This is a genomic window from Tateyamaria sp. GN1-10, from assembly GCF_055693845.1.
Genome location: NZ_JBVFUR010000004.1, coordinates 353,576 through 375,189, shown reverse-complemented (window position 1 = coordinate 375,189; position 21,614 = coordinate 353,576). Strand labels below are relative to the sequence as shown.

Annotated in this window: 22 protein-coding genes and 2 pseudogenes; 17 read left to right on the top strand and 7 right to left on the bottom strand. The window is 56.9% G+C overall.

Features of this window, described 5'->3' with window-relative positions; translation table 11 throughout:
• The first annotated feature begins 69 nt into the window (after nt 1-69).
• Entirely contained in the window at nt 70-768 is a 699-nt protein-coding gene (locus ACZ1HN_RS03695; protein WP_472729273.1) for a sulfotransferase-like domain-containing protein, read from the top strand.
• Here ACZ1HN_RS03695 and ACZ1HN_RS03690 read toward each other — a convergent pair.
• Complete coding sequence (locus ACZ1HN_RS03690) at nt 761-1,978, bottom strand: argininosuccinate synthase (protein ID WP_299203277.1); 1,218 nt, start codon at nt 1,976-1,978, stop codon at nt 761-763. The genes ACZ1HN_RS03695 and ACZ1HN_RS03690 overlap by 8 nt on opposite strands.
• 117 nt (nt 1,979-2,095) lie before the next feature.
• On the opposite strand from ACZ1HN_RS03690, the gene ilvA reads away from it, so the two are divergent.
• Nucleotides 2,096-3,322, top strand: a complete 1,227-nt coding sequence (gene ilvA, locus ACZ1HN_RS03685; RefSeq protein WP_472726525.1) for a threonine ammonia-lyase IlvA — start codon at nt 2,096-2,098, stop codon at nt 3,320-3,322.
• A gap of 11 nt (nt 3,323-3,333) precedes the next feature.
• Here ilvA and ACZ1HN_RS03680 read toward each other — a convergent pair whose 3' ends face one another.
• The gene (locus tag ACZ1HN_RS03680; RefSeq protein ID WP_299203271.1) at nt 3,334-3,651 is read right to left on the bottom strand and encodes an Hpt domain-containing protein; all 318 of its coding nucleotides are present in this window, start codon (nt 3,649-3,651) and stop codon (nt 3,334-3,336) included.
• Between the two features lie 149 nt (nt 3,652-3,800).
• On the opposite strand from ACZ1HN_RS03680, the pseudogene ACZ1HN_RS03675 reads away from it, so the two are divergent.
• Nucleotides 3,801-5,085, top strand: a pseudogene (locus tag ACZ1HN_RS03675) (PP2C family protein-serine/threonine phosphatase).
• Here ACZ1HN_RS03675 and ACZ1HN_RS03670 read toward each other — a convergent pair.
• Entirely contained in the window at nt 5,073-5,510 is a 438-nt protein-coding gene (locus ACZ1HN_RS03670; RefSeq protein WP_299203265.1) for an NUDIX hydrolase, read from the bottom strand. The pseudogene ACZ1HN_RS03675 and the gene ACZ1HN_RS03670 sit on opposite strands and share 13 nt — an antisense overlap.
• Nucleotides 5,511-5,586: 76 nt before the next feature.
• On the opposite strand from ACZ1HN_RS03670, the gene hslO reads away from it, so the two are divergent.
• The 8 genes from hslO (at nt 5,587) to ACZ1HN_RS03630 (ending at nt 14,798) form a co-directional block, all read left to right on the top strand.
• On the top strand, nt 5,587-6,573 hold the full coding sequence (hslO, locus tag ACZ1HN_RS03665; protein ID WP_472726524.1) for an Hsp33 family molecular chaperone HslO: 987 nt from the start codon (nt 5,587-5,589) through the stop codon (nt 6,571-6,573).
• Nucleotides 6,566-7,165: a CoA pyrophosphatase gene (locus ACZ1HN_RS03660; protein ID WP_299746520.1), complete on the top strand. Its 600-nt coding sequence runs from the start codon at nt 6,566-6,568 to the stop codon at nt 7,163-7,165. Before hslO ends, ACZ1HN_RS03660 begins: the two co-directional genes overlap by 8 nt.
• A 53-nt stretch (nt 7,166-7,218) precedes the next feature.
• Nucleotides 7,219-8,310: a CCA tRNA nucleotidyltransferase gene (locus ACZ1HN_RS03655; RefSeq protein WP_472726523.1), complete on the top strand. Its 1,092-nt coding sequence runs from the start codon at nt 7,219-7,221 to the stop codon at nt 8,308-8,310.
• Between the two features lie 162 nt (nt 8,311-8,472).
• The gene (locus tag ACZ1HN_RS03650) at nt 8,473-10,314 is read left to right on the top strand and encodes an ABC transporter ATP-binding protein (protein WP_472726522.1); all 1,842 of its coding nucleotides are present in this window, start codon (nt 8,473-8,475) and stop codon (nt 10,312-10,314) included.
• Nucleotides 10,311-12,143: an ABC transporter ATP-binding protein gene (locus ACZ1HN_RS03645; protein WP_472726521.1), complete on the top strand. Its 1,833-nt coding sequence runs from the start codon at nt 10,311-10,313 to the stop codon at nt 12,141-12,143. The genes ACZ1HN_RS03650 and ACZ1HN_RS03645 overlap by 4 nt, the downstream gene beginning before the upstream one ends.
• A gap of 39 nt (nt 12,144-12,182) precedes the next feature.
• Nucleotides 12,183-13,412, top strand: a complete 1,230-nt coding sequence (locus tag ACZ1HN_RS03640; protein WP_472726520.1) for a class I SAM-dependent RNA methyltransferase — start codon at nt 12,183-12,185, stop codon at nt 13,410-13,412.
• Nucleotides 13,413-13,424: 12 nt separating this feature from the next.
• The gene (locus ACZ1HN_RS03635; RefSeq protein WP_299203243.1) at nt 13,425-14,192 is read left to right on the top strand and encodes an ion transporter; all 768 of its coding nucleotides are present in this window, start codon (nt 13,425-13,427) and stop codon (nt 14,190-14,192) included.
• A 105-nt stretch (nt 14,193-14,297) separates the two neighbouring features.
• Nucleotides 14,298-14,798, top strand: coding sequence for a L,D-transpeptidase family protein (locus ACZ1HN_RS03630; protein ID WP_299203240.1), 501 nt, complete (start codon nt 14,298-14,300; stop codon nt 14,796-14,798).
• 138 nt (nt 14,799-14,936) lie between these two features.
• Here ACZ1HN_RS03630 and dalA read toward each other — a convergent pair.
• Nucleotides 14,937-15,444: pseudogene (dalA, locus tag ACZ1HN_RS03625) on the bottom strand (divisome-associated lipoprotein DalA); the annotation flags it as partial.
• 171 nt (nt 15,445-15,615) lie between these two features.
• Between dalA and ACZ1HN_RS03620 the strand changes: the two are divergent.
• Nucleotides 15,616-16,209 carry a L,D-transpeptidase gene (locus tag ACZ1HN_RS03620; protein WP_299203232.1) on the top strand — a complete coding sequence of 198 codons (594 nt, stop codon included), beginning with the start codon at nt 15,616-15,618 and terminating at the stop codon, nt 16,207-16,209.
• Nucleotides 16,210-16,347: 138 nt separating this feature from the next.
• Nucleotides 16,348-16,527, top strand: coding sequence for a hypothetical protein (locus ACZ1HN_RS03615; protein WP_472726519.1), 180 nt, complete (start codon nt 16,348-16,350; stop codon nt 16,525-16,527).
• Nucleotides 16,528-16,594: 67 nt separating this feature from the next.
• Here ACZ1HN_RS03615 and hemH read toward each other — a convergent pair whose 3' ends face one another.
• Both hemH and ACZ1HN_RS03605 read right to left on the bottom strand, forming a co-directional pair.
• Nucleotides 16,595-17,656 carry a ferrochelatase gene (hemH, locus tag ACZ1HN_RS03610; RefSeq protein ID WP_472729272.1) on the bottom strand — a complete coding sequence of 354 codons (1,062 nt, stop codon included), beginning with the start codon at nt 17,654-17,656 and terminating at the stop codon, nt 16,595-16,597.
• 54 nt (nt 17,657-17,710) lie between these two features.
• Nucleotides 17,711-18,529 (bottom strand): methyltransferase domain-containing protein, encoded by an 819-nt coding sequence (locus ACZ1HN_RS03605; protein ID WP_472726518.1) that lies wholly within the window; start codon nt 18,527-18,529, stop codon nt 17,711-17,713.
• Nucleotides 18,530-18,550: 21 nt separating this feature from the next.
• On the opposite strand from ACZ1HN_RS03605, the gene ACZ1HN_RS03600 reads away from it, so the two are divergent.
• Genes ACZ1HN_RS03600 through ACZ1HN_RS03585 form a run of 4 tightly spaced genes read left to right on the top strand, consistent with a single transcriptional unit; the run spans nt 18,551 to nt 20,865 of the window.
• Nucleotides 18,551-19,276, top strand: a complete 726-nt coding sequence (locus ACZ1HN_RS03600) for a ComF family protein (RefSeq protein WP_472726517.1) — start codon at nt 18,551-18,553, stop codon at nt 19,274-19,276.
• Nucleotides 19,277-19,317: 41 nt separating this feature from the next.
• Complete coding sequence (gene grxC, locus ACZ1HN_RS03595; RefSeq protein WP_299203221.1) at nt 19,318-19,575, top strand: glutaredoxin 3; 258 nt, start codon at nt 19,318-19,320, stop codon at nt 19,573-19,575.
• Nucleotides 19,576-20,406 carry a carbon-nitrogen hydrolase family protein gene (locus ACZ1HN_RS03590; protein ID WP_472726516.1) on the top strand — a complete coding sequence of 277 codons (831 nt, stop codon included), beginning with the start codon at nt 19,576-19,578 and terminating at the stop codon, nt 20,404-20,406.
• 6 nt (nt 20,407-20,412) lie between these two features.
• Entirely contained in the window at nt 20,413-20,865 is a 453-nt protein-coding gene (locus ACZ1HN_RS03585) for a MarR family winged helix-turn-helix transcriptional regulator (RefSeq protein ID WP_299770500.1), read from the top strand.
• Here the strand turns inward: ACZ1HN_RS03585 and ubiG are convergent.
• Complete coding sequence (gene ubiG / locus ACZ1HN_RS03580) at nt 20,852-21,598, bottom strand: bifunctional 2-polyprenyl-6-hydroxyphenol methylase/3-demethylubiquinol 3-O-methyltransferase UbiG (RefSeq protein ID WP_472726515.1); 747 nt, start codon at nt 21,596-21,598, stop codon at nt 20,852-20,854. The genes ACZ1HN_RS03585 and ubiG overlap by 14 nt on opposite strands.
• Nucleotides 21,599-21,614 lie beyond the last annotated feature (16 nt).

Below are 21,614 nucleotides of genomic sequence, written 5' to 3'. Positions count from 1 at the left end.
ACAGAGAGGTCGCGCAAGCGTGAGGTTGTTTACCAAACAGTCAAACCGACCTAGCCTCGTGGCATGACGATACGCATTGCCATGTGGTCTGGTCCACGCAACCTGTCGACTGCCATGATGTACAGCTTTGCCGCACGCGGTGACTGCCGGGTGGTGGATGAACCATTTTATGCCGCATATCTGGATCAGACTGGAGCTTATCACCCAATGCGTGATGCGGTTCTGAGGTCGCAGGACCGAGACCCCGAACGGGTTGCCGAAACGCTCGTTTCGCCAGTATTAGAGCCTGTTTTCTATCAAAAACACATGACGCATCACATGTTGCCCGATTGGAACGATGCGTGGATGGCAGCCGTCCAACATGTTTTTCTGATCCGTCATCCGGCGCGTGTGGTAGCCAGCTATGCGCGCAAGCGCGAAGCGCCCGTGCTTGACGATCTGGGGTTCGTTCAGCAGACGCGGATTTTTGATCAGGTCGGGGGCGGGGTAGTTGTGGATCCAAGCGATATCCGCGCCGATCCAAGCGACATGTTGCCGAAGCTTTGTAACAAGATTGGCGTGCCCTGGACTGAAAACATGCTGTCCTGGCCTGCCGGGGGTCACTCTGGGGACGGCATTTGGGCCGCGCATTGGTACAACGCCGTGCATGCCTCAACCGGGTTTGATGGTGCTGAAGGGACCTTGCCGGTGTTGGAAGGTGCCTATGCTGATCTGGCGGATGCGGCGATGCCCCATTACGAGGCGCTCGCCGCACACAAGATCACTTGAGCCGACGCTCGCGTGCGGCCAGCAGTTTCAGACGCAGGGCGTTCAGTTGAATGAAGCCTGCAGCATCCTTCTGATCGTATGCACCCGCATCATCTTCGAAGGTCACGTGCGCCTCAGAGTACAGCGAATGATCTGACCACCGGCCAACCGTGCGCGCCAGACCTTTGTAAAGTTTCAGGCGGACAGTGCCGGTCACATGTTCCTGGCTCTTATCGATCAGGGCTTGCAGCATTTCGCGCTCGGGCGAGAACCAGAAGCCGTTGTAGATCAACTCGGCATAGCGCGGCATCAGCTCGTCCTTGAGGTGCGCAGCACCTCGATCGAGTGTGATCTGTTCGATCCCACGATGCGCTTCCAGCAGGATTGTGCCACCGGGTGTTTCGTAAATCCCGCGCGACTTCATGCCCACGAACCGTCCTTCGACCAGGTCCAGACGACCGATGCCGTGCTTGCCACCCAGCTCGTTCAGTTTGGTCAGAACAGTCGCCGGAGACATCATTTCCCCGTTGATAGAGACTGCATCGCCCTTTTCGAACCCAACCTCGATGTACTCGGGCGTGTCAGGCGCATCCTCGGGGTTCACGGTGCGCTGATAGACGTAGTCGGGCGCATTCTCTGCCGGATCCTCCAGAACTTTACCCTCTGACGAGGTGTGCAGCAGGTTGGCGTCCACGCTAAACGGGGCTTCGCCACGTTTGTCCTTGGCGATGGGGATCTGGTTTTTTTCGGCGAAGTCGATCAGTTTGGTCCGGCTCGACAGATCCCATTCACGCCACGGAGCAATGACCTTGATATCAGGATTCAGAGCGTAGGCAGCCAATTCGAACCGAACTTGGTCATTGCCCTTACCGGTCGCACCGTGCGCAACGGCATCGGCACCTTCGGCAGCGGCAATTTCAACAAGACGTTTGGAAATCAAGGGCCGCGCGATGGATGTGCCCAACAGGTAAAGCCCTTCGTACAGCGCGTTTGCGCGGAACATTGGAAAAACGAAATCGCGCACGAATTCTTCTCGCACATCTTCGATGTAGATTGCAGACGCACCCATCATCTCGGCCTTGGCGCGAGCGGGCTCCAATTCCTCGCCCTGACCCAGATCGGCGGTGAAGGTCACAACCTCACAGCCGTATTCGGTCTGCAACCATTTCAGGATGATCGAAGTATCAAGGCCGCCGGAATAGGCCAGCACAACTTTTTTGGGTGCGCTCATCGTCTGTCTTCCCTTGCAAGAGTTGCGTGCCGATAGCTGTTTTGCGGCACAGGGGCAAGATTGACCCGTGCTGTCCACGCCGCTACGTCAGTGAGATTGCCGCAAGTGGATCAAAACATGAGCTTTCAGGATGATGCCCGCGCCGGTGCTGCCGCGATGCGTAAGGTTTTTCCGGCGACGCCCCTGTTGCGGAACGACGTGCTGTCCGGGCGCTTTGGGGCAGATATTTGGCTAAAGCGCGAGGATCTGAGCCCGGTCCGATCTTACAAACTGCGTGGCGCATTCAATGCGATGCGAAAGGTGATGCAGGACGACGCTGTCTTTGTTTGCGCAAGCGCTGGCAACCACGCCCAGGGTGTCGCGTTTATGTGCAAGCATTTCGGAGTGCGTGGAGTCATATTCATGCCCGTTACGACGCCACAGCAGAAAATCATGAAAACCCAGATGTTTGGCGGTGATCATGTCGAAGTGCGTCTGATCGGTGACTATTTCGACGACACGCTTGCATCGGCTCAAGCCTTCTGCGCCCAAGCGGGGGCCCATTTTCTGTCGCCCTTCGATGATCAGGACGTGATTGAAGGGCAAGCATCCGTTGCGGTCGAGATTGAAGATCAGTTGGGGCGCCCCCCGGATCATATCATCTTGCCTGTTGGCGGCGGAGGGTTGTCCGCCGGAACGCGCAATTTTTTTGGGGACCGCGTCGCCTACACCTTTGTTGAACCGTCCGGAGCGCCGTCATTGGCCAAGGCACTTGCCGCTGGCCGTCCGATCGATGTCTCTCCGATCAGCAACTTTGTGGACGGGGCGGCCGTTGCGACCATTGGGGCACGTACTTTCGAACGTCTGAAATCTGCAGACCCTGCCGACGTGATTGATATTCCCGAAGATCGAATCTGCACGACAATTATCGATATGCTAAATGTCGAGGGGATCGTTCTGGAGCCCGCGGGCGCTTTGGCTATCGAAGCGCTGGGCGATGTCGCACACAAGATCGCGGGGAAAACCGTTGTATGCGTGACCTCTGGTGGCAACTTTGATTTTGAACGCTTGCCTGAAGTAAAGGAACGGGCGCAGCGCTATTCCGGGGTTAAGAAGTACTTTATTCTGCGTATGCCGCAGCGTCCGGGCGCGCTGAAAGACTTTCTGAACATACTGGGCCCGGAGGACGACATCGCGCGATTTGAGTATCTCAAGAAATCCGCACGCAACTTCGGTTCCGTTCTCATCGGGATTGAAACGAAACGGCCTGAGAATTTCGACCGCTTTCTGGCCGAACTTGATGCGGGGGGCTTCATCTATACCGACATTACCAACGATGAGACTCTGGCTCAGTTCGTGATTTAGGCGGGTTGACCTTATGAAAGCCCATCAGTGAAAGCAGCTTTAGACGCATCGAAACTGTCCAGAATGGCGGGCACGTCCACTTCGGCCGCTTTCCCCTTTGCCGACATCGCTTCACCCTTGTGACAGAGCGTGGAAAAATCAGTGAAACCGAGATTCAAAGCGCTGCCTTTGAGCGCATGCAGATCATCTTCGAGTCGGGATAGATCCGGCCCATCACGCAAACCATCGATGATGCCAGTCACCTCTTCAATAAAAAGCGGTACAACCTCTTCGAAATCTTCTTCGCCGATTTCGGCACGTAAAGTGCTTACTCGTTCCCAGTCAATCATGGCTGTCTCCAACAATTGCGTCCGCTTTTGAGCATGAGGACCCTTAAGGAATGGTGACCGTTAAAGGTTTAGGCAATCAGCAACGGTGCTTCACGGGGTGTTAAGCGGCTCTGACTATCAAGCGTTCAAGCAGTTGGAATACACAGCAAATGACCGTTGAGTTGATCCAGCAGGAGGTGCCTCCTGCACCCGATGATACCGATGCACCGCAGCGGATTTTGATCGTTGATGACAGTCGTTTGCAACGCAAGATTCTGTCCAGTTCGGTCAAACGTTGGGGATTCGAGGTTCACGAGGCGGGATCCGCTGAAGAAGCGATTGAGATATGCAAGCATACGCTGCCTGATCTGGTGCTGAGCGATTGGATGATGCCGGGCATGAACGGGCTGGAATTCTGTGATGCGTTCCGAAAGGTGAGCCAGGACAGGTACGGCTACTTCATCCTTTTGACGTCGAAGAGTGAGAAGGCCGAGATCGCGATGGGCCTTGAAGCGGGTGCGGATGATTTCGTCACCAAGCCGGTTGACGCGAACGAATTGCGGGCGCGGATCGCGGCGGGTGAGCGTATTCTGCATATGCAGCGCGAGCTGACGGAAAAGAACCGGCTGATCACCGACACATTGGATGAATTGCAACGTGTGTACGATCTCGCTCGACAGCGATTTGCAAGAAGCCAAGAAACTTCAGCAGTCGCTTGTGCGTGAGCGGTACAAATCGTTTGAAACAGGCGACTTGAGCCTGATGTTGCGGTCCAGTGGTCACGTGGGTGGTGATCTGGTGGGCTTCTTTCCGGCGCAGGTGGGGCATCTGGGCCTGTTCTCGATTGATGTGTCTGGCCATGGGATCAGTTCCGCCCTGATGACGGCCCGGCTTGCGGGATACCTGTCTGCAGCTGCGCCCGATCAGAATGTTGCCTTGCGGCGGTGTGATGACGGAACATATGCGTTTTTGCCCCCGGAGGATGTGATTGAAACACTCAACGATCTTGTCCTCGATGAGATGGAGACCGAGCACTATTTTACCCTTCTTTTGGCTGATGTGGACTTGAACACTGGTCATGTTCGTATGGCGCAAGCAGGTCATCCGCATCCTGCGGTACAACGACGGGACGGGTCCATTGAACAGGATGGACCTGGTGGTTTTCCGGTTGGGCTGATGTCGGGAATTTCATTCACGCAATTCGAAGCCCAATTGCATCCCGGTGATCGCATCCTGCTTTTGTCCGACGGCGTTACCGAATGCCCCAGGGACGATGGTGACATGCTGCAAGAGTCAGGATTGGAGGATATGATGCGGGATTTGTCAGACGTCACAGGACCCGCATTTTTCGAAGCATTGCTTTGGCGTCTCACTGAGTTTGCCGGCGAAGCCACATTCCCGGACGATGTATCTGGCATATTGTTCGAGTATCGTGGCCCGGATCAGCCGAAGTAGCGTCTCAGGAACATCCGGTCCCCGTCATTATAGACGGCCTCCATCGCAATTTCTGGAGCCATCCACGCGACAGTATGATCCGGCTCAATAGGATTGCCTAGGCGCATGACGGGTCGCGCAACGAAAACGTGGCAGATCTTTTCGGCCCACAGGTCGTATTCGGGCATGAAGGTGAACCGCCGAAAGGCTCCCAACCTGAGAGGTGACGCAATGCGCCACCCGGTTTCTTCATACACCTCTCGATGAAGGGCCTGTATGGCGCTTTCGCCCGGATCGATGCCACCGCCCGGCAATTGAAACTCCCGCTCGGGCGTACTCTGCAAAGTCAACAAAAGCGATGCACCGCGTGGCAGGATGGCATAGGCGCCGGGTCTGGTGGTGTACCTGCGTTTCGGGTCGGGCTGCTGGCCAAATCGTCGGATCATGCGCCCCCCTTTCAGTTTTTGCTCGCTGCCTTATATAGTCGCGATATGCCAATGACTGGCGCCAAAGGAAACCCCAATGACACTCGGTTCGCAACTCGCGTGGGACGATACCGTCCTGCCATTCCAACTTGATGCTTCCGACATTCGCGGACGCGTTGCGCGTCTGGACGGAGTGTTGGATGGCATCCTGAAACAACATGATTACCCCGCACAGGTCGAAGCGCTGGTCGCAGAGATGGCTTTGCTGACGGCATTGATTGGCCAGACGATCAAGCTGCGCTGGAAGCTGTCGTTGCAGGTCCAGTCCAAGGGGCCGGTTCGCATGATCGCGACCGACTACTATGGGCCCGAGAAGGAAGGCGACATTGCCCGTATCCGCGCATATGCCAGCTTTGACCGGGACCGGTTGACGGATAGCAGCCCCTTTGACCAGGTGGGTGACGGCTACTTTGCCATCATGATCGACCAAGGCACCGGGATGACGCCCTATCAGGGAATTACACCGTTGGACGGCGGATCACTTGCGGCTTGTGCCGAAACGTACTTTGCCCAATCGGAACAGTTGCCAACCCGCTTCCAGTTGAGCTTTGGCAAGTCAACGGAACCGGGTGCGCCTGAGCGCTGGCGCGCGGGCGGCGTCATGCTGCAGCACATGCCCAAGGCGTCGCCCTTTGCCGCAACGTCCGAAGGAAATGGTGATGTACTGCGGTCTGATGATCTGCTGGAGGGCGACGAGTCCGAGAATTGGAACCGTGTAAACATCTTGTTGGATACGGTCGAAGAGATGGAGTTGATTGGCCCGCAACTGGCGCCAAACGATCTGCTTTTGCGCCTATTCCACGAGGAAACCCCACGTGTCTTTGATGCGCAGCCTGTCCGGTTTGGATGCACCTGTTCCGAGGATCGCGTGCGCCAAAGCCTGTCCATCTACTCGGCACGGGATATAGAGAAGATGACCACCGAAGACGGTCGCGTCACTGCAGACTGCCAATTCTGCGGCGCGCACTACGATCTCGACCCGGCCACAGTGGGATTCGAAGCGGAAACCCAGGACGGTGCCTGATCTTCTTGACCAAACACGTGCGGCGCTTGAGCAATCAGGCGCCGCATCGTCGGATTTTGATCTGAACAGCGGAGTCGATCTGCCGGCTGGTCGAAAACTACGCCCGGCTGCCGTGTTGGCCCCGATCATCGAGGGACGGAACGGGTATGAATTGATCCTCACCAAACGGTCTTCGGCACTCAAGCATCATCCGGGGCAGATCGCGTTTCCCGGTGGCAAGCGTGACGAGAGCGACCGGGACCTGATTGAAACTGCACTCCGCGAAGCGCGCGAAGAGATCGGGTTGCTGGATCGCAATGTCGATGTGCTCGGCACCTTTGCCCCTCACGAGACTGTAACGTCGTTCAATGTGACCCCAGTGATTGCTCTTGTGAAAAACGAGTTCGAGGCGACACCGGAAGCTGGTGAGGTGTCAGAAGTATTTCGCGTTCCGCTCGCCCATGTGCTGACGGTCAACAACTACGTTGTCGAAGCCCGTCGTTGGCGTGGTCAAAAGCGGATGTATTACACCGTCCCCTACGGACCCTATTACATCTGGGGCGCAACCGCGCGTATATTGCGGGCATGGACGGACCTTCTGCCACACACTTAGACCCGGAATCGGATTTCCTGAGCAATCCGGCTGCACAAGCGCTTTGTGTTGCTATGGAGAATGGCGGTCACCGCGCCTATTTCGTGGGCGGCTGCGTGCGCAATGCGGTGATGGGCGTTCCGATCTCGGACATTGATATTGCAACGGATGCATTGCCGGATCAGGTTATGGAGCTGTCCAAAAGAGCCGGCTTTCGCGCCGTCCCTACGGGCATCGACCACGGCACAATAACGGTGGTTGTTGAGGATCAACCATTCGAAGTGACAACATTTCGCCGGGACGTTGAGACGGACGGACGGCGTGCTGTCATCGCGTTCTCGACTGACCTGGCCGAAGATGCGCGCAGACGCGATTTTACTATGAACGCGTTGTACGCGGACCGGCATGGTCAGCTTGCCGATCCAGTGCATGGTTTGCAGGATGCGCGTGCTGGTCGGGTCCGGTTTATCGAAGACGCCGGGCAACGCATTCGCGAGGACTACCTGCGCACCCTTCGCTTCTTCCGGTTCAGCGCACAATATGCCCCAGCAGATGCAGCTTGGGATGCGGACGCGCTTGCCGGGATCGCCGAAAATCTGGACGGTCTGGAAAGCCTGTCGGCCGAACGGGTTGGGGCCGAGATGCTGAAACTGCTAGGCGCTCCTGACCCAGCCCCGGCTTTGTCCATCATGCAACACACAGGTGTTTTGGGGAAGATTCTGCCTGGTTCTGACCCCACTTATGTGGGGCCGCTGGTTCATTTGGAGCAGATGGTTGATGCTCCGATTGATCCCATTGCGCGCCTCGCGGCGCTGGGCGGTCAGGATGTTCAGGACCGCCTGCGGTTGTCGCGCCGCGATCAGCGTCACCTCGATTCGATCCGCACCCTATCCACGGCAGTGGGCGGTCCCAAAGTCCTCGGGCAGATGGGTGGTGTGGACGCCGGCCGGGGCGCGTTTCTGCTTCGGTCCGCCTATGGAAATGTGCCAATCACGACTGCGCAAATTGATGATGTTGCAACCGGGGCGGGTGCTGTTTTTCCGATTAAAGCCAGTGATTTACCGCACCTTAGCGGCCCAGCGTTGGGCGCTGAACTCCAGGCGCTGAAGCAGATATGGCTCGACTCGGACCTGTTAAAAACAAAACATGACTTGTTGCACCCGTGACAATTCAAAGTCCCGACGCTATGTCATGTGGGAACCTGATGGAGCGCAAGATGGTACTAGGAATCTGGAACGACGCCTGATCGTCGCTGACTGTCCTTTGTGACGCACCGGGCCATTGCCCGTGTCACATGCCTATTGCACTAAAATTCCACGGAATACGTCATGTTTAAGTTCTTTGAATCGCTCGTCGATCCTTATCTTCCCTACGCTGAAAACGACACGCCGCCGACCAAGCTGTGGCCGTTTCTGCGCGAGTACCTAAGGCCGTTCCGGGCGGTGATTGCCGTCACCTTTGCCTTCAGCACGGTGGTGGCATTCGGGGAAATTCTGCTGATCTGGTATGTGGCCCGCATCGTGGACCTGCTCGCACAGGGTACGCCCGAGATGATCATTCCGGAGTATGGCCTTGAGTTCACATTTGTTGCGCTCTGGGTTCTGGTGCTGCGCACCGTCATGGGATTTGTCGATGTAGCGCTGTTGCATAACACTCTCTTGCCCAACCTTGGTACGCTTATCCGCTGGCGATCGCACAGGCACGTGCTGCGCCAGTCGGTTGGCTGGTTCGAGGACGATTTTGCCGGGCGTATCGCCAACCGTATCATGCAAACGCCACCTGCCACGGGCGAGGCGATGTTCCAGGTGCTTGATGCCGGGTCATTCTTTGCGGTGTCGGTCATTGGTGCGGTCATCCTTCTGATGAGCTTTGATCTGTGGCTGGCGCTGCCGTTGATCTTTTGGATTATGGGTTATCTGCTTTTGCTACGCTGGGTCATCCGCCGTGCGGGTCCTGCGGCCAAGGCCAGCTCGGATGCGCGTAGTGCAATCACTGGCCGGGTTGTCGATAGCTACTCTAACATCCATTCGGTCAAGATGTTTGCGCACCATGATCGCGAAGTCGACTATGCCAAAGAGGCAATCGAGAACGCGCGTCAAACGTTCATGAAAGAAATGCGCATCGTCGTTAAGATGGATGTGTGCCTGACGGTCTTGAACGCCATGATGATCGTGTCGATGGGCGCGCTTGCGATCTGGCTGTGGATCGGTGGTTTCACGACCGAAGGCATGGTGGCCGCCGCCCTGACGATCGCATTGCGGCTGAACAACATGACCTATTGGATCATGTGGGCCATGACGTCTCTGGTTCAGAACCTCGGCATTATTTCCGAGGGGATGGAGACGATTGCCCAGCCCGTCACCCTTGTGGACGCGCCGGATGCCAAACCACTGGAATTGACCCGCGGTGAGATCACCTTGCGCCGGCTGACGCATCACTACGGGCGCGGCAGCGGCGGGTTGCAGGAGGTCTCGACCGTCATTCAACCAGGTGAAAAGGTCGGGCTCGTGGGGCGGTCAGGCGCTGGAAAATCGACTTTGGTGAAGTTGCTCTTGCGCTTCTACGATGCCGAAGATGGGCAAATCATCATCGATGGTCAGGACATCGCACAGGTGACCCAAGACAGTCTGCGCTTGAACATTGGGATGGTGCAGCAGGACAGTTCGCTTCTGCACAGGTCCGTGCGTGACAATATCCTTTATGGTCGACCTGACGCGACCGAGGAGGAGATGCGGGCCGCCGCCCGTCAGGCCCAGGCGCATGATTTTATCCTCGACCTCGCTGACCCCGAGGGACGCACGGGATATGACGCGCAAGTTGGCGAGCGGGGCGTGAAGCTGTCGGGCGGTCAGCGCCAGCGCATCACCTTGGCCCGTATCATTCTCAAGAACGCGCCGATCCTTGTGCTGGACGAGGCGACAAGTGCGCTTGATAGCGAGGTTGAGGCGGCGATTCAGGACACGCTTTATCAGATGATGGAGGGCAAGACAGTGATTGCCATTGCGCATCGCCTGTCCACCATCGCTGAAATGGATCGCATCCTTGTTCTTGATGACGGGAAAATCGTTGAAGACGGATCACATGACGCGCTTTTGGCCAGGGGCGGGCTATATGCTGACCTCTGGGCGCGCCAATCCGGCGGGTTTCTCGCGACCGAGGCGGCAGAGTGAAGATTTCAAACTGGATAGAGTCGTTTCGACGGGCGGAAGGTCCGCCACCGCAAACACTGTGGCCTTTTCTGCGCTGGTGCGTGTCCGGGGCGTGGCCAGCCCTTTGGTTGGCCGCCTTGTGTTCGGCTGCGGCTGGCGCGCTTGAGGCTGGCACAGCGTTGATCCTTGGTATGGTGATCGACGCGACAGTAGACTTGGGAACTGACGGGTTCTTTTCAGTCTCTAATATAGGTCTTGTGGCGGGTGCGTTGGCCTTTTTCTTGATCGCGCGACCAATCCTGTTCGGGCTGAGCGCGGCTACAAACGCAATCATCGTGCAGCCAAATGTGAATCCTCTGGTTCTTTCGCGCCTGCACCGCTGGACATTGGGCCAGTCCGTCACGTTCTTTGATGACGATTTTGCCGGCCGCATCGCGCAAAAGCAGATGCAGGCCGCGCGCGCCGTAACCGATATCGTATCGGAGTTCATCAACGTGGTGGCATTTGCGCTCGCGTCATTGGCCGGTTCGATCCTGTTGCTTCTGGCAATCGATTGGCGTGTGGCCGTTGGGTTTGCTATCTGGCTGGTCGCTTACTTTTCCCTGATCCGGTGGTACCTGCCGCGTGTGCGCAAGCGATCCGCCGCAAGGGCGGCGGCGCGTGCCATGGTGTCGGGGCAGGTCGTGGATACGATTACCAACATCAAGACCGTCAAGCTGTTCGCCCACGATGATCACGAAGATCAGGCAGCCTTGGACGCCATGGGTCGGTTCCGCAAAACCTCAGTGGATTTTGGCATCCTGTCCGCATGGTTCCGCTTTGCCCTTATGGCACTGGCGGGTCTGTTGCCTGTGTTCCTGCTGGGCGGCACGATCCTGATGTGGCGACAAGGGATCGCGACCCCTGGTGACATTGTTGCGTCAGGCGCTATTGCGATCCGCATTGCGCAGATGACCGGATGGGTCAGCTTCACCCTTATGGCGATCTATTCCAATGTGGGTGAGGTAGAAGATGGGATGCGTACCCTGACCCCTCGCACCCGCGTGCAAGACGCGGCAGACGCTTTGCCACTTGTGGGCGTGAAGGGAGAGATCCGCTTTGATCATCTCGGTTTTTCCTATGGGCGGGAAACGGGCGGGATCACCGATATCAACATGCACATTGCCGCTGGCGAAAAGGTCGGAATTGTGGGCGCGTCGGGCGCTGGTAAATCCACACTCGTTTCGCTTCTTTTGCGTCTCTATGAAGGGGAAAAGGGCCAGGTTCTGATTGATGAGAATGACATCAGCCGCGTGACCCAAGACAGCCTGCGCCACAACATTGGCATGGTCACCCAAGAAACGGCGATGTTTAATCGATCCGCGCGTGAAAACATCCTTTATGGTCGCCCTGACGCATCCGAAGATGACATGATCGCTGCCGCAAAGAAGGCAGAAGCGCATGACTTCATCCTTGATTTGCAGGATCACAAGGGGCGCACGGGATATGATGCTCATCTGGGTGAGCGCGGCGTGAAGCTCTCGGGCGGTCAACGCCAGCGCATCGCCTTGGCCCGCGCCATCCTCAAAGATGCTCCGATCTTGGTGCTGGACGAAGCCACAAGTGCACTTGATAGCGAGGTTGAGGCGTCTATCCAGTCAGCCCTGTCCCGCGTGATGGAGGGTAAGACCGTGCTCGCTATTGCTCATCGTCTATCAACCTTGACCGAGATGGACCGGATCATCGTCATGGATGAGGGTCGCATCGTCGAAGAAGGGCCGCATGATACTTTGCTGGCCAAGGGCGGGCTATATGCGCGCTATTGGCGGCGTCAGTCCGGCGGCTTTATCAGCACGCGTGCTGCTGAATAGGGCTTTTGCAAACGGACAGGTCCGGTTAGGCCACGGCACATGACAACTGTGACGATTGAACGACTTGGTCAGCAGGGCGATGGTATCGCGCCTGGACCGATCTTTGTGCCGCTCGCTCTGCCGGGTGAAGTGGTGAGCGGGATATTGGATGGAACACATCTGACAGAGCCTCGGATTGACACGCCGTCGGCTGATCGCGTGTCACCGCCCTGCCTCCATTTCCGATCCTGTGGTGGCTGTCAGATGCAGCACGCAAGCGATCAGCTCGTGGCTGATTGGAAGCGCGATATCGTGGTCATGGCGTTAAAAAGCGTTGGATTAGAGGCTGATATTCGACCGACAGTAACCTCGTCTGACCGGTCGCGACGTCGTGCAGTTTTCGCGGCACGTCGCACAAAGAAGGGGGCTATGGCCGGGTTCCATGCCCGCAAATCAGATGCCATCATTCCCGTGCCCGATTGCATCCTTGTGACACCAGCACTCCTGGCTGGATTGAAACTGTCCGAAGACCTTGCCCTGGTCGGGACCAGCCGTAAGGCAGAGCTTGCTGTCACCGTGACAGACAGTCTGGAAGGTTTGGACGTGGCCGTCACCGGCGGCAAGCCGCTGGACGGCCCGCTGCGGATCACATTGGCAGCACTCTGCGAACAGTATCGCCTGGCCCGGCTGACTTGGGACGACGAGTTGATAGGTATGCGCGTTCCTCCAGCGCAAAGGATGGGCAAGGCGCAGGTTGTTCCGCCGCCCGGTTCATTCCTCCAGGCCACAGAACACGGGCAAATGAAACTGACGGATCTGGTCAAAGAGATTGTCGGACCAACCAAATCGGTGGCGGACCTTTTTGCGGGTTGCGGTACCTTTGCGCTGCCCCTCGCGGAAAGCGCCGAGGTGCATGCGGTCGAAGGATCGTCTGAAATGATGCATGCCCTCGATGTGGGTTGGCGGCAGGCACAAGGACTTAAGCGGGTCACAACTGAAACCCGCGACCTCTTTCGTCGCCCCCTATTGCCTGATGAGCTTTCCCGCTTCGATGCTGTCGTGATCGACCCGCCACGCGCTGGGGCTGCTGCGCAGATTGCTGAACTTGCCGTGGCGCAGGTGCCTGTCATTGCCCATGTGTCGTGCAACCCACAGACCTTTGCACGTGATGCCGAAACTTTGTGCAACGCAGGATATGTGCTGGATTGGGTGCAGCCGGTGGACCAGTTCCGCTGGTCGGCCCATGTCGAACTTGTCGGTGCCTTCCGTTTGGCCCATATCGCCGCGTGAAGGAGACCACATATGGACCGCATCGCCCTTGCCCGCTGGCTGGAAAGCCCGCGTGTTACCAACACAATTATCGCGATCATCATCCTGAACGCCATAACGCTAGGGCTTGAGACGTCAGAGGCAGCGATGTCAGTTGCGGGTGGATTGATCGTCGCCATCGACAAGGCGTGCCTAAGCATCTTCACGGCTGAAATCATCGTGAAACTGATCGCTTATCGCGGTCGGTTTTTTCGCAATGGCTGGAATCTGTTCGACTTCGTGATTGTCGGGATCGCGCTGGTGCCAAACGCGGGGGGGCTGTCGGTCTTGCGCGCCCTGCGGATCTTGCGGGTTCTGCGCGTCATTTCGGTCGCGCCCAGCCTGCGCCGCGTGGTCGAAGGATTTGTGACTGCCCTGCCCGGTATGGGCAGTGTGTTTTTGTTGATGGCGTTGATCTTTTACATTGGCGCAGTGATGGCAACAAAGCTGTTTGCAAGCAGCTTTCCCGATTGGTTCGGTGATCTTGGCCTGAGTGCCTACTCTCTTTTCCAGATCATGACCCTTGAATCGTGGTCAATGGGCATCGTCCGCCCAGTGATGGAAGTGTATCCTTATGCGTGGATTTTCTTTGTTCCTTTCATCATGGTCACGACCTTTGCCGTGGTGAACCTCTTGGTCGGCCTGATCGTCAATTCGATGCAGGATGCGCATGCGGAGGAAAGCAATGCGGCGACGGACAGTTACCGAGACGAAGTACTGAAGCGCTTGGATGCGATTGAAGAGCAGTTGAAGGACAAGTGATCACAGTCTGGTGATCCGTGCGGGCAAAATCTGGCTAGGCGTGCCGACATAAACCGTGGTATTTTTGGCTCAAATACAAAAACGACGCATTGGGACAGGATTTTCATGAAGCGCAGACATCTGATGATGGGCGGGGCCGCAGCTATGACGTTGGGCGCCTGTTCTTCTCGAAGCAAATTCAAAAGCTATAACGGGCCTGACATCACTTACATCGTGGTGAACAAGGAAGCGCGGCGCATGTATCTTTTGAATGATGACAAGGTGCTCAAGGATTATGTGATCGACCTTGGATTTGCACCGATCGGCGACAAGTTCTTTGAAGGCGACGGTCGCACACCCGAGGGTACTTACCTTATTGATCGTCGCAATCCGAACAGCCAGTTTCATTTGTCGCTGGGTATTTCATACCCAAACGCACGGGACCGGGCGGAGGCGGCGGCATTGGGCAAGCCGCCCGGCGGAGATATCTTTATTCATGGCGAGTCCAGCCCACTCAAGCGGCGGCGTAGTGACTGGACATGGGGCTGCATCGCCGTTCCAAACCGCGAGATGGAAGATGTTTACTCCATGGTCCGCAACGGCACGCCGATCCAGATCAACCCGTAGTCAGCTCGCAGGCGTGGTGATAATCACCGCGTCCTCTTCAGTAGAATCTGTTGCTGTCTCTTCGGGATTGGGTGTGGGATCAGGCACAAGGCGGGATGCTGACGGGTTGGCTGTAGGAATCAGAGGTGTGTTGGAAGGGTTGGCCATCACCATGGTCCACCAAATCTTGCCGTTTCTCTCCTGGAACCAGGCGAGATCCCATGTCTTGTGCTTGCGGGGAAAGGATCGTCCGGCGCGTGTCCGGCTGTTCCATCCATGCGGCCAGGGTCTCAAGCTCGGTCTCGTATGTTTCCGAGATGTTTTCGCCGATAAGGCTTCCGGTGTAGCCCACGCGCTGCAGGCGATCGATCGGTGATGAACCATCAGAGCCAAAGTGCCACGGGCGATTCTGCAAAGACATATCCCGTGAGTGCGTCGCGGCTGCAGCGTTCAATTGAGGATCAAGCTCAACCGGTGCAGCACCCTGTGCGCTGCGCAATGCATTAACTGAATCCAGCATACGGAACTGGAGCTTGGCCGTATCACCGTTGCGGATACGATAGAGTTGGGGCAGCGCACGTCCATCGTCGCCAAGCGTGGGCGCTTCGGGTGTTGTACAGGCCGCAAGTGTAATAAGAGCGACCAGAAGGACCGAGAAAATTCGCATTGTTCCTGCACATCATCTTTGTTGTTTATAACTCGATAGCGGCTTGAACGTTGCATTACAAACCCACATCGGCGTGATGCTGCGTGATGACATCTGTTTGATTTGCGACTGCGGCTTTCAGGCAATATTCTTCCGCCGATTGGCAGGATTACACCAACGGAGAGACATTCAATGTCCAAGAAATCGTATAATACACCAAGTCGGCGTGCTTTTTTGGCCGGCTCCGCTGCGTTGATTGGCGCGCCTGCGCTGGCACAGAACATTCCCGCCGGCCAGGCATCACGTGACCCGACATTGTCCGCTCGACGCAATATATCCAGCTTCCGTTCGCTGGACTGGCAGCCTTATTTCGACAACCTGCGCAACGGGGCGATCCTGGTCGATATCGACAGTCGTGCGGTGCATTACTGGAACGCAGAGCAGACAGTCTACAAGCTCTACCCTTCCAGCGTGCCGCTGACTGATGATTTGACCCGTCGCGGTCGTACCCGTGTGATCCTCAAGGATCCAAAGCCGGATTGGCGCCCAACACCGTCCATGAAAAAGCGGAACCCCGAGTGGCCCGACTATATCGGTCCCGGTCCTGAGAACCCGCTTGGTACGCGGTCACTGCACCTGAGTTGGACCTATTACCGGATCCACGGCACCCACGATACACGCAAGATTGGTCGCAAATCTTCGAACGGATGTATCGGTTTGTACAACGAACACATCGAAGAGCTGTACGAAATGGCGAACGTCGGAACTCAAGTGTTGCTAATTTGACGACATTAAGGCGGATCGGCGGCTAAGTCCCTGAAACATGGTTTTCAATCGCCCGGTATTGCTGTTTACAGAGACTCACGAGGTAAGTCTTGGGTGCGTTCCAACGATAATTGTTGGTGCGCGTAACTGGAGGTTAATATGAAAAAACTCGTTCTCGCTGCTGCTCTGACTGCTGCTGCTTCGACCGCATTCGCCGGCGCACCTGCCGAGCCTGTCATCGAAGCACCCGTAATCGTTGAAGAGACGCAAAGCTCCTCAGGTGGCATCATTCTGCCCCTGATTCTGCTTGCCGTTGTTATCGCTGCAGTTGCAGACTAATTATCGGTAAAACGAATTAAGAAGGCGGCTTGTAATGAGCCGCCTTTTTATTTTTGCCTGTGTCGACTCAGTCCAGCCAGCCGCGCAGGTTTTCGCGTATGATTGTGCCTAACGCGTCAATATGCGCATCGTCATCATTTAGGCACGGAACATAAATGAATGACTCGCCACCCGCCTCTTCAAAGCTTTCCTTGATCTCTTCGTTGATCTCTTCAAGGGTCTCGATGCAATCAGCTGAGAATGCAGGGGCACATACGGCGATGTTCTTTTTTCCAGCTTCGGCGAGCCGCGCCACTTCTTCGACAGTATAGGGTTTTAGCCACTCTTCCGGCCCGAACTTTGACTGAAAGGTTGTTGTGATTTCGGTATCACCCCAGCCAAGCCGCTCTTTCAACAGGCGAGTCGTTTTCTGGCACTGACAATGATAGGGATCGCCCTCCATCAGGTAGCGCAGTGGCACGCCGTGATAGCTGCACACCAGAATGTCCGGGCGCGTATCCAGATTGCCGTAGGCGCGCTCAATGGATTGGGCCAGTGCTTCAATATATTTTGGGTGCTCAAAGTAGGGTTCAACTGTTCGCGTGGTCGGCTGCCACTTTTCCTCCATCAATGCGCGAAAGAACTGGTCGTTTGCGGTTGCCGAAGTTGCCCCTGCGTAGTGTGGGTAAAGCGGGAAGAACAGGATCTTCTGGCAACCTGCCTCGACCATCTCGCGCACTTTGGATTTGGTCGACGGATTGCCGTAACGCATGCAGAAATCAACCATGACCTGATCGCCATACTTTGCGTGCATGGCATTCTTAATCTTGGCTGTCTGATCCTTGGTGATGGTCATCAAGGGGCTTTCGCTCGCCTCTTCGTTCCAGATGGACTTATACGCAGCGCCTGACGAAAACGGACGTTTGGTTAGGATGATCAGTTGCAGAAGCGGCTGCCAGATCCACGGGCTGTAGTCGATGACGCGTTTGTCCGACAGGAACTCACCCAGATAGCGGCGCATTGACCAGTAGTCGTAATTGTCAGGTGTTCCTAGGTTGGCAAGCAGGATGCCCACCCGCGCCGGCGGAATGGCCGGGTGATCGTCCGCCGCATGGGTTGGGCGGGTCGCAGTTTTGCTGGTATCAAGCATCTGGGTCATATCCTGGTCTGCAATGGGCCTGAGATAAACGGTTTTACTTACAGGTCAATCTGGCAGCGACGTTTCGTCCGTGCGAAGTGCATCCGCCAAACGCGCCTGTGCTGATCCGGGACGTAGTGCTTTTTGTTGACTGTCATCAGGTGCCCATCCGGTAAGAACAATCAGCTCGAAGCTTGCTATAACTCCGTCGTTATCCCCGGGAAACGTCGTTGCATAGATGTCCGCAGCACGTTTCAGAATGCTGGATCGGGGCGGAATGCGTGACCGCGCGCTCAGGGCGTTGTTCTCGCCCATGGCGCGCAAGTCACGCATCAGATGCCACATGGATTGATATTGGACGCGCAGTGGAACTGTGTCTGCCACGGGCAAGGCCAAACCGGCCCGTTGCAAGAGCGCGCCAAGGTCGCGCACCTCTGCCATTGGCGCTACGCGTGGGGACAGGCCCCCGGTTTCGGCAATCTCGGCCTCGGCAAGACAAGCTCGCAATTCGTGCAAGGTTTGCCCACCCAAAGCCACGGCCAGCAATAACCCATCGGGCCGCAACGCGCGGCGGCATTGAATCAACTGACCCACGGGATCATTTGCCCAGTGCAAGCCAAGGCTATGGATCAACAAATCGTGTTCATCATGTGAAAAGGGGAGCGTCTCGACCTCTTCTACAACCCGTGCTGCGCCCAGGCGTCCTTGCCACACCTCTGGAAACGCGGCCACGATTCCGGCTGATGAAAAGGATTTGTTAACCATCGCCACACGATCCTCGACCTCATCCCGCGCAGCCTCTTGCAGGAACAGGGCAGAGGCGTCGGCGCGGGCACGGTTGCGGGTCAAAGCCTGCAAGTCGGTCAATGGAGCGGGCTGCGTCATGGCGGCATAGGTAGGACAGGCATGAGGCTTTTACAAACAGCACTCACTGCGATCTATCCCCCGCGTTGCCTGGGGTGCGGAGACATGGTGGACAGTGACTTTGGTCTATGTGGTGTCTGCTGGAGTAAGACCGCCTTTGTGGGTGGCACGGTATGTGACAGTTGCAGTACGCCTTTGCCCGGCTCCGCACAGGACGAGGTGGTGCATTGTGACGCCTGCTTGCGCGCTCCAAAGCCTTGGAAACATGGGCGTGCGGCGCTGATTTACACCGGCATGGGGCGCAAGCTGATTCTACAACTTAAGCATGGGGATCGACAGGAAATCGCCAAGCCCGCAGCGGGATGGATGCAGCAAGCAGTGGCCGGCATGGCGGCTGACAATGCGCTTATTGCGCCGGTGCCCCTTCATTGGATGCGGTTGGTGAAGCGCCGCTATAACCAGTCGGCTCTGATTGCGACACACCTGTCTGCGATGACCGGACATGAGGTTTGTGCCGATCTTCTCGAGCGCCCCCGTCGCACGCCATCCCTAGATGGCAAGACCAAGGCCCAGCGTGCCGATATCCTTGATGGCGCGATCAGGGTCACGCCGCGCCGTCGTCACCGTATCGTCAACAGGCCTGTCATACTTGTCGATGACGTCATGACAACGGGTGCAACTCTGGCCGCCTGTGCCGAAGCCTGCCGTGCGGCAGGTGCAACAGAGGTGTGCGTGGCTGTACTGGCGCGGGTTGCGAAAGATGCCTAAGTACGCCCCAACTTGATATTTGCGCCAAAAGGACCTGCGCCATGAAAGCTGTCGAAATCTATACGTCGCCCTTGTGTGGCTTTTGCCACGCGGCCAAACGTCTGCTGAACGAAAAAGGTGTGACCTTCTCCGAAGTGAACGTGCTTGCCCAGCCGAAGCGCAAGGCTGAGATGATTCAACGCGCCAAAGGTGGCCGGACCGTGCCGCAGATCTTTATCGGCGACACCCATGTGGGCGGCTGCGACGACCTCTATGCGCTCGAGCGTGAAGGCAAGCTTGATCCGCTGCTTGCTGCATAAATGAGAACGGCTCTGCTGCAGCTGAATGTATCTGACGATCCGGAGGCGAACCTGCCCCGGACAGTACAGATGGTGCAGCAGGCCGTCGATATGGGTGCCGAGTTCATCCTGACCCCCGAGGTCACGAACTGCGTCAGCACGAGCCGCACACATCAGCATGATGTGCTGCACCATCAGGATGATGACCCGACCCTTGCTGCGCTACGTGATCTGGCCAAGCAAAACGATGTACATATTCTGATCGGTTCGCTTGGGCTTAAGAGTGATACAGAAGACAAACGGTTGTTAAACCGTTCCTTCTTGATTTGTCCCCGCGGGGACATCGTCGCGCAGTACGACAAAATTCATATGTTTGACGTCGCGATCAACAATACAGAGACGTTCCAAGAGTCGGCAGGATACCAACCTGGCAACCGTGCTGTATTGGCCAAAGCAGACTGTGGCGCCGTTGGGATGGCCATTTGCTATGATATGCGCTTTCCCAGATTGGCTGACGCTCTGGTTACAGCGGGGGCACAAATTCTGACCTTTCCGGCTGCCTTTTCGCCCGTCACCGGTGCGGCCCATTGGCACAGTTTGCTGCAAGCGCGCGCGATCGAAGGCGGGGCTTGGGTCTTGGCCCCCGCCCAGACAGGCACGCATTCCAGTGCTTTGCACAAGACCCGGGACACCTACGGACACAGTCTGGTTGTCGATCCTTGGGGCGAGGTCGTACTTGACGCAGGCACGGCGCCCGGCATTTATGTCTTTGATCTAGACTTGGAAAAGGTGGCCGAGGCCCGCCGTCGTATCCCCTCGCGGGACAACGCGCGCGCTTTTGAAGGCCCCTGATGGCGCATGAGCACGGAAAAAAACGCACTTGCCATTTCGCTGTTCAGCGAAGTGTTGGCGGCGGACCAGATGGTTCGCAACCGCCTGAGCCGCGTGTTGCCCAAGGGTATGGAGATCTCCCATTTTTCTGTTCTGAACCACCTTGCTTGGCACGAAGGTGAGCGTAGCCCGGCGCAACTGGCCGAAACATTTAATGTGACCCGCGGGGCCATGACCAACACGCTCAGCCGATTGGAATGGTCCGGTTACATCCATATCCGCCCCGACTGGGACGATGCCCGCCGCAAGATGATCGCCATCAGCCCTGCCGGTCGGCGCGCCCGTGATCAAGCGTTGAGCGCGATCGCCCCCATGGTGGGCGATGTGATCGACAAGCTGGGCGAGGCCAGCGTGCGTGCCACGTTGCCGATCCTGCGCCAACTGCGCGAGCAGATGTCCAATAAACCTAAGCCGGATTGATGCTGGCCGTGACGTAGTTCACGCTCAGATCTGTGTCCGACAGTTTCCAACCCCATGTCAGCGGATTGAAGATGAACCCTTTGCGATCCACCGGGTCGAGGCCAGCGTTCCGCATCAAATCAAAGAGTTCGTCCGGGGTGATGAACTTGTTCCATTCATGTGTGCCCTTCGGCAGCCATCGCATCACATGTTCAGCCCCGATAATGGCCATGAGATAGGATTTGGGATTCCGGTTGATTGTCGAACAGATATGCAACCCACCTGGCTTCAGAAGTTGGCGACAGGCGGTCAGGTAGCCAAGGGGGTCGGCCACATGTTCTACGACCTCCATGTTCAAAACGACGTCGAACTGCTCACCGGCGGCTGCCATATCCTCGGCCGTGGTGTGGCGATAGTCGATGGTCAGGCCAGACTGTTCGGCATGAACCTGTGCCACGGGGATGTTGCGCTCTGCCGCATCCGCGCCCACGACCTCTGCCCCCAAACGTGCCATGGGTTCGGACAACAGCCCGCCACCACATCCAATGTCCAGAATGCGCAGCCCTTCGAATGCCTTTGGTCCGGTCAGATCCCGATCAAACTCCGCAGCAATTTGTGTCGTGATGTAATCCAACCGGCACGGGTTCAGCATATGCAGCGGCTTGAATTTCCCGTTCGGGTCCCACCAATCCGCTGCCATCGCCTCGAATTTTGCGATTTCCGACGGGTCAACGGTGGTTTGATGCGTTTGCATTTGCGTCTCCGTATGC

Bases quoted from the DNA above. Each gene is read 5' to 3' on its own strand.
- ACZ1HN_RS03690 (WP_299203277.1), bottom strand. From the start codon at position 1,978: ATGAGCGCACCCAAAAAAGTTGTGCTGGCCTATTCCGGCGGCCTTGAT.
- ilvA (WP_472726525.1), top strand. From the start codon at position 2,096: ATGAGCTTTCAGGATGATGCCCGCGCCGGTGCTGCCGCGATGCGTAAG.
- ACZ1HN_RS03680 (WP_299203271.1), bottom strand. From the start codon at position 3,651: ATGATTGACTGGGAACGAGTAAGCACTTTACGTGCCGAAATCGGCGAA.
- ACZ1HN_RS03670 (WP_299203265.1), bottom strand. From the start codon at position 5,510: ATGATCCGACGATTTGGCCAGCAGCCCGACCCGAAACGCAGGTACACC.
- hslO (WP_472726524.1), top strand. From the start codon at position 5,587: ATGACACTCGGTTCGCAACTCGCGTGGGACGATACCGTCCTGCCATTC.
- ACZ1HN_RS03655 (WP_472726523.1), top strand. From the start codon at position 7,219: ATGGAGAATGGCGGTCACCGCGCCTATTTCGTGGGCGGCTGCGTGCGC.
- ACZ1HN_RS03650 (WP_472726522.1), top strand. From the start codon at position 8,473: ATGTTTAAGTTCTTTGAATCGCTCGTCGATCCTTATCTTCCCTACGCT.
- ACZ1HN_RS03640 (WP_472726520.1), top strand. From the start codon at position 12,183: ATGACAACTGTGACGATTGAACGACTTGGTCAGCAGGGCGATGGTATC.
- ACZ1HN_RS03635 (WP_299203243.1), top strand. From the start codon at position 13,425: ATGGACCGCATCGCCCTTGCCCGCTGGCTGGAAAGCCCGCGTGTTACC.
- ACZ1HN_RS03630 (WP_299203240.1), top strand. From the start codon at position 14,298: ATGAAGCGCAGACATCTGATGATGGGCGGGGCCGCAGCTATGACGTTG.
- ACZ1HN_RS03620 (WP_299203232.1), top strand. From the start codon at position 15,616: ATGTCCAAGAAATCGTATAATACACCAAGTCGGCGTGCTTTTTTGGCC.
- ACZ1HN_RS03615 (WP_472726519.1), top strand. From the start codon at position 16,348: ATGAAAAAACTCGTTCTCGCTGCTGCTCTGACTGCTGCTGCTTCGACC.
- hemH (WP_472729272.1), bottom strand. From the start codon at position 17,656: ATGCTTGATACCAGCAAAACTGCGACCCGCCCAACCCATGCGGCGGAC.
- ACZ1HN_RS03605 (WP_472726518.1), bottom strand. From the start codon at position 18,529: ATGACGCAGCCCGCTCCATTGACCGACTTGCAGGCTTTGACCCGCAAC.
- ACZ1HN_RS03600 (WP_472726517.1), top strand. From the start codon at position 18,551: ATGAGGCTTTTACAAACAGCACTCACTGCGATCTATCCCCCGCGTTGC.
- grxC (WP_299203221.1), top strand. From the start codon at position 19,318: ATGAAAGCTGTCGAAATCTATACGTCGCCCTTGTGTGGCTTTTGCCAC.
- ACZ1HN_RS03590 (WP_472726516.1), top strand. From the start codon at position 19,576: ATGAGAACGGCTCTGCTGCAGCTGAATGTATCTGACGATCCGGAGGCG.
- ACZ1HN_RS03585 (WP_299770500.1), top strand. From the start codon at position 20,413: ATGAGCACGGAAAAAAACGCACTTGCCATTTCGCTGTTCAGCGAAGTG.
- ubiG (WP_472726515.1), bottom strand. From the start codon at position 21,598: ATGCAAACGCATCAAACCACCGTTGACCCGTCGGAAATCGCAAAATTC.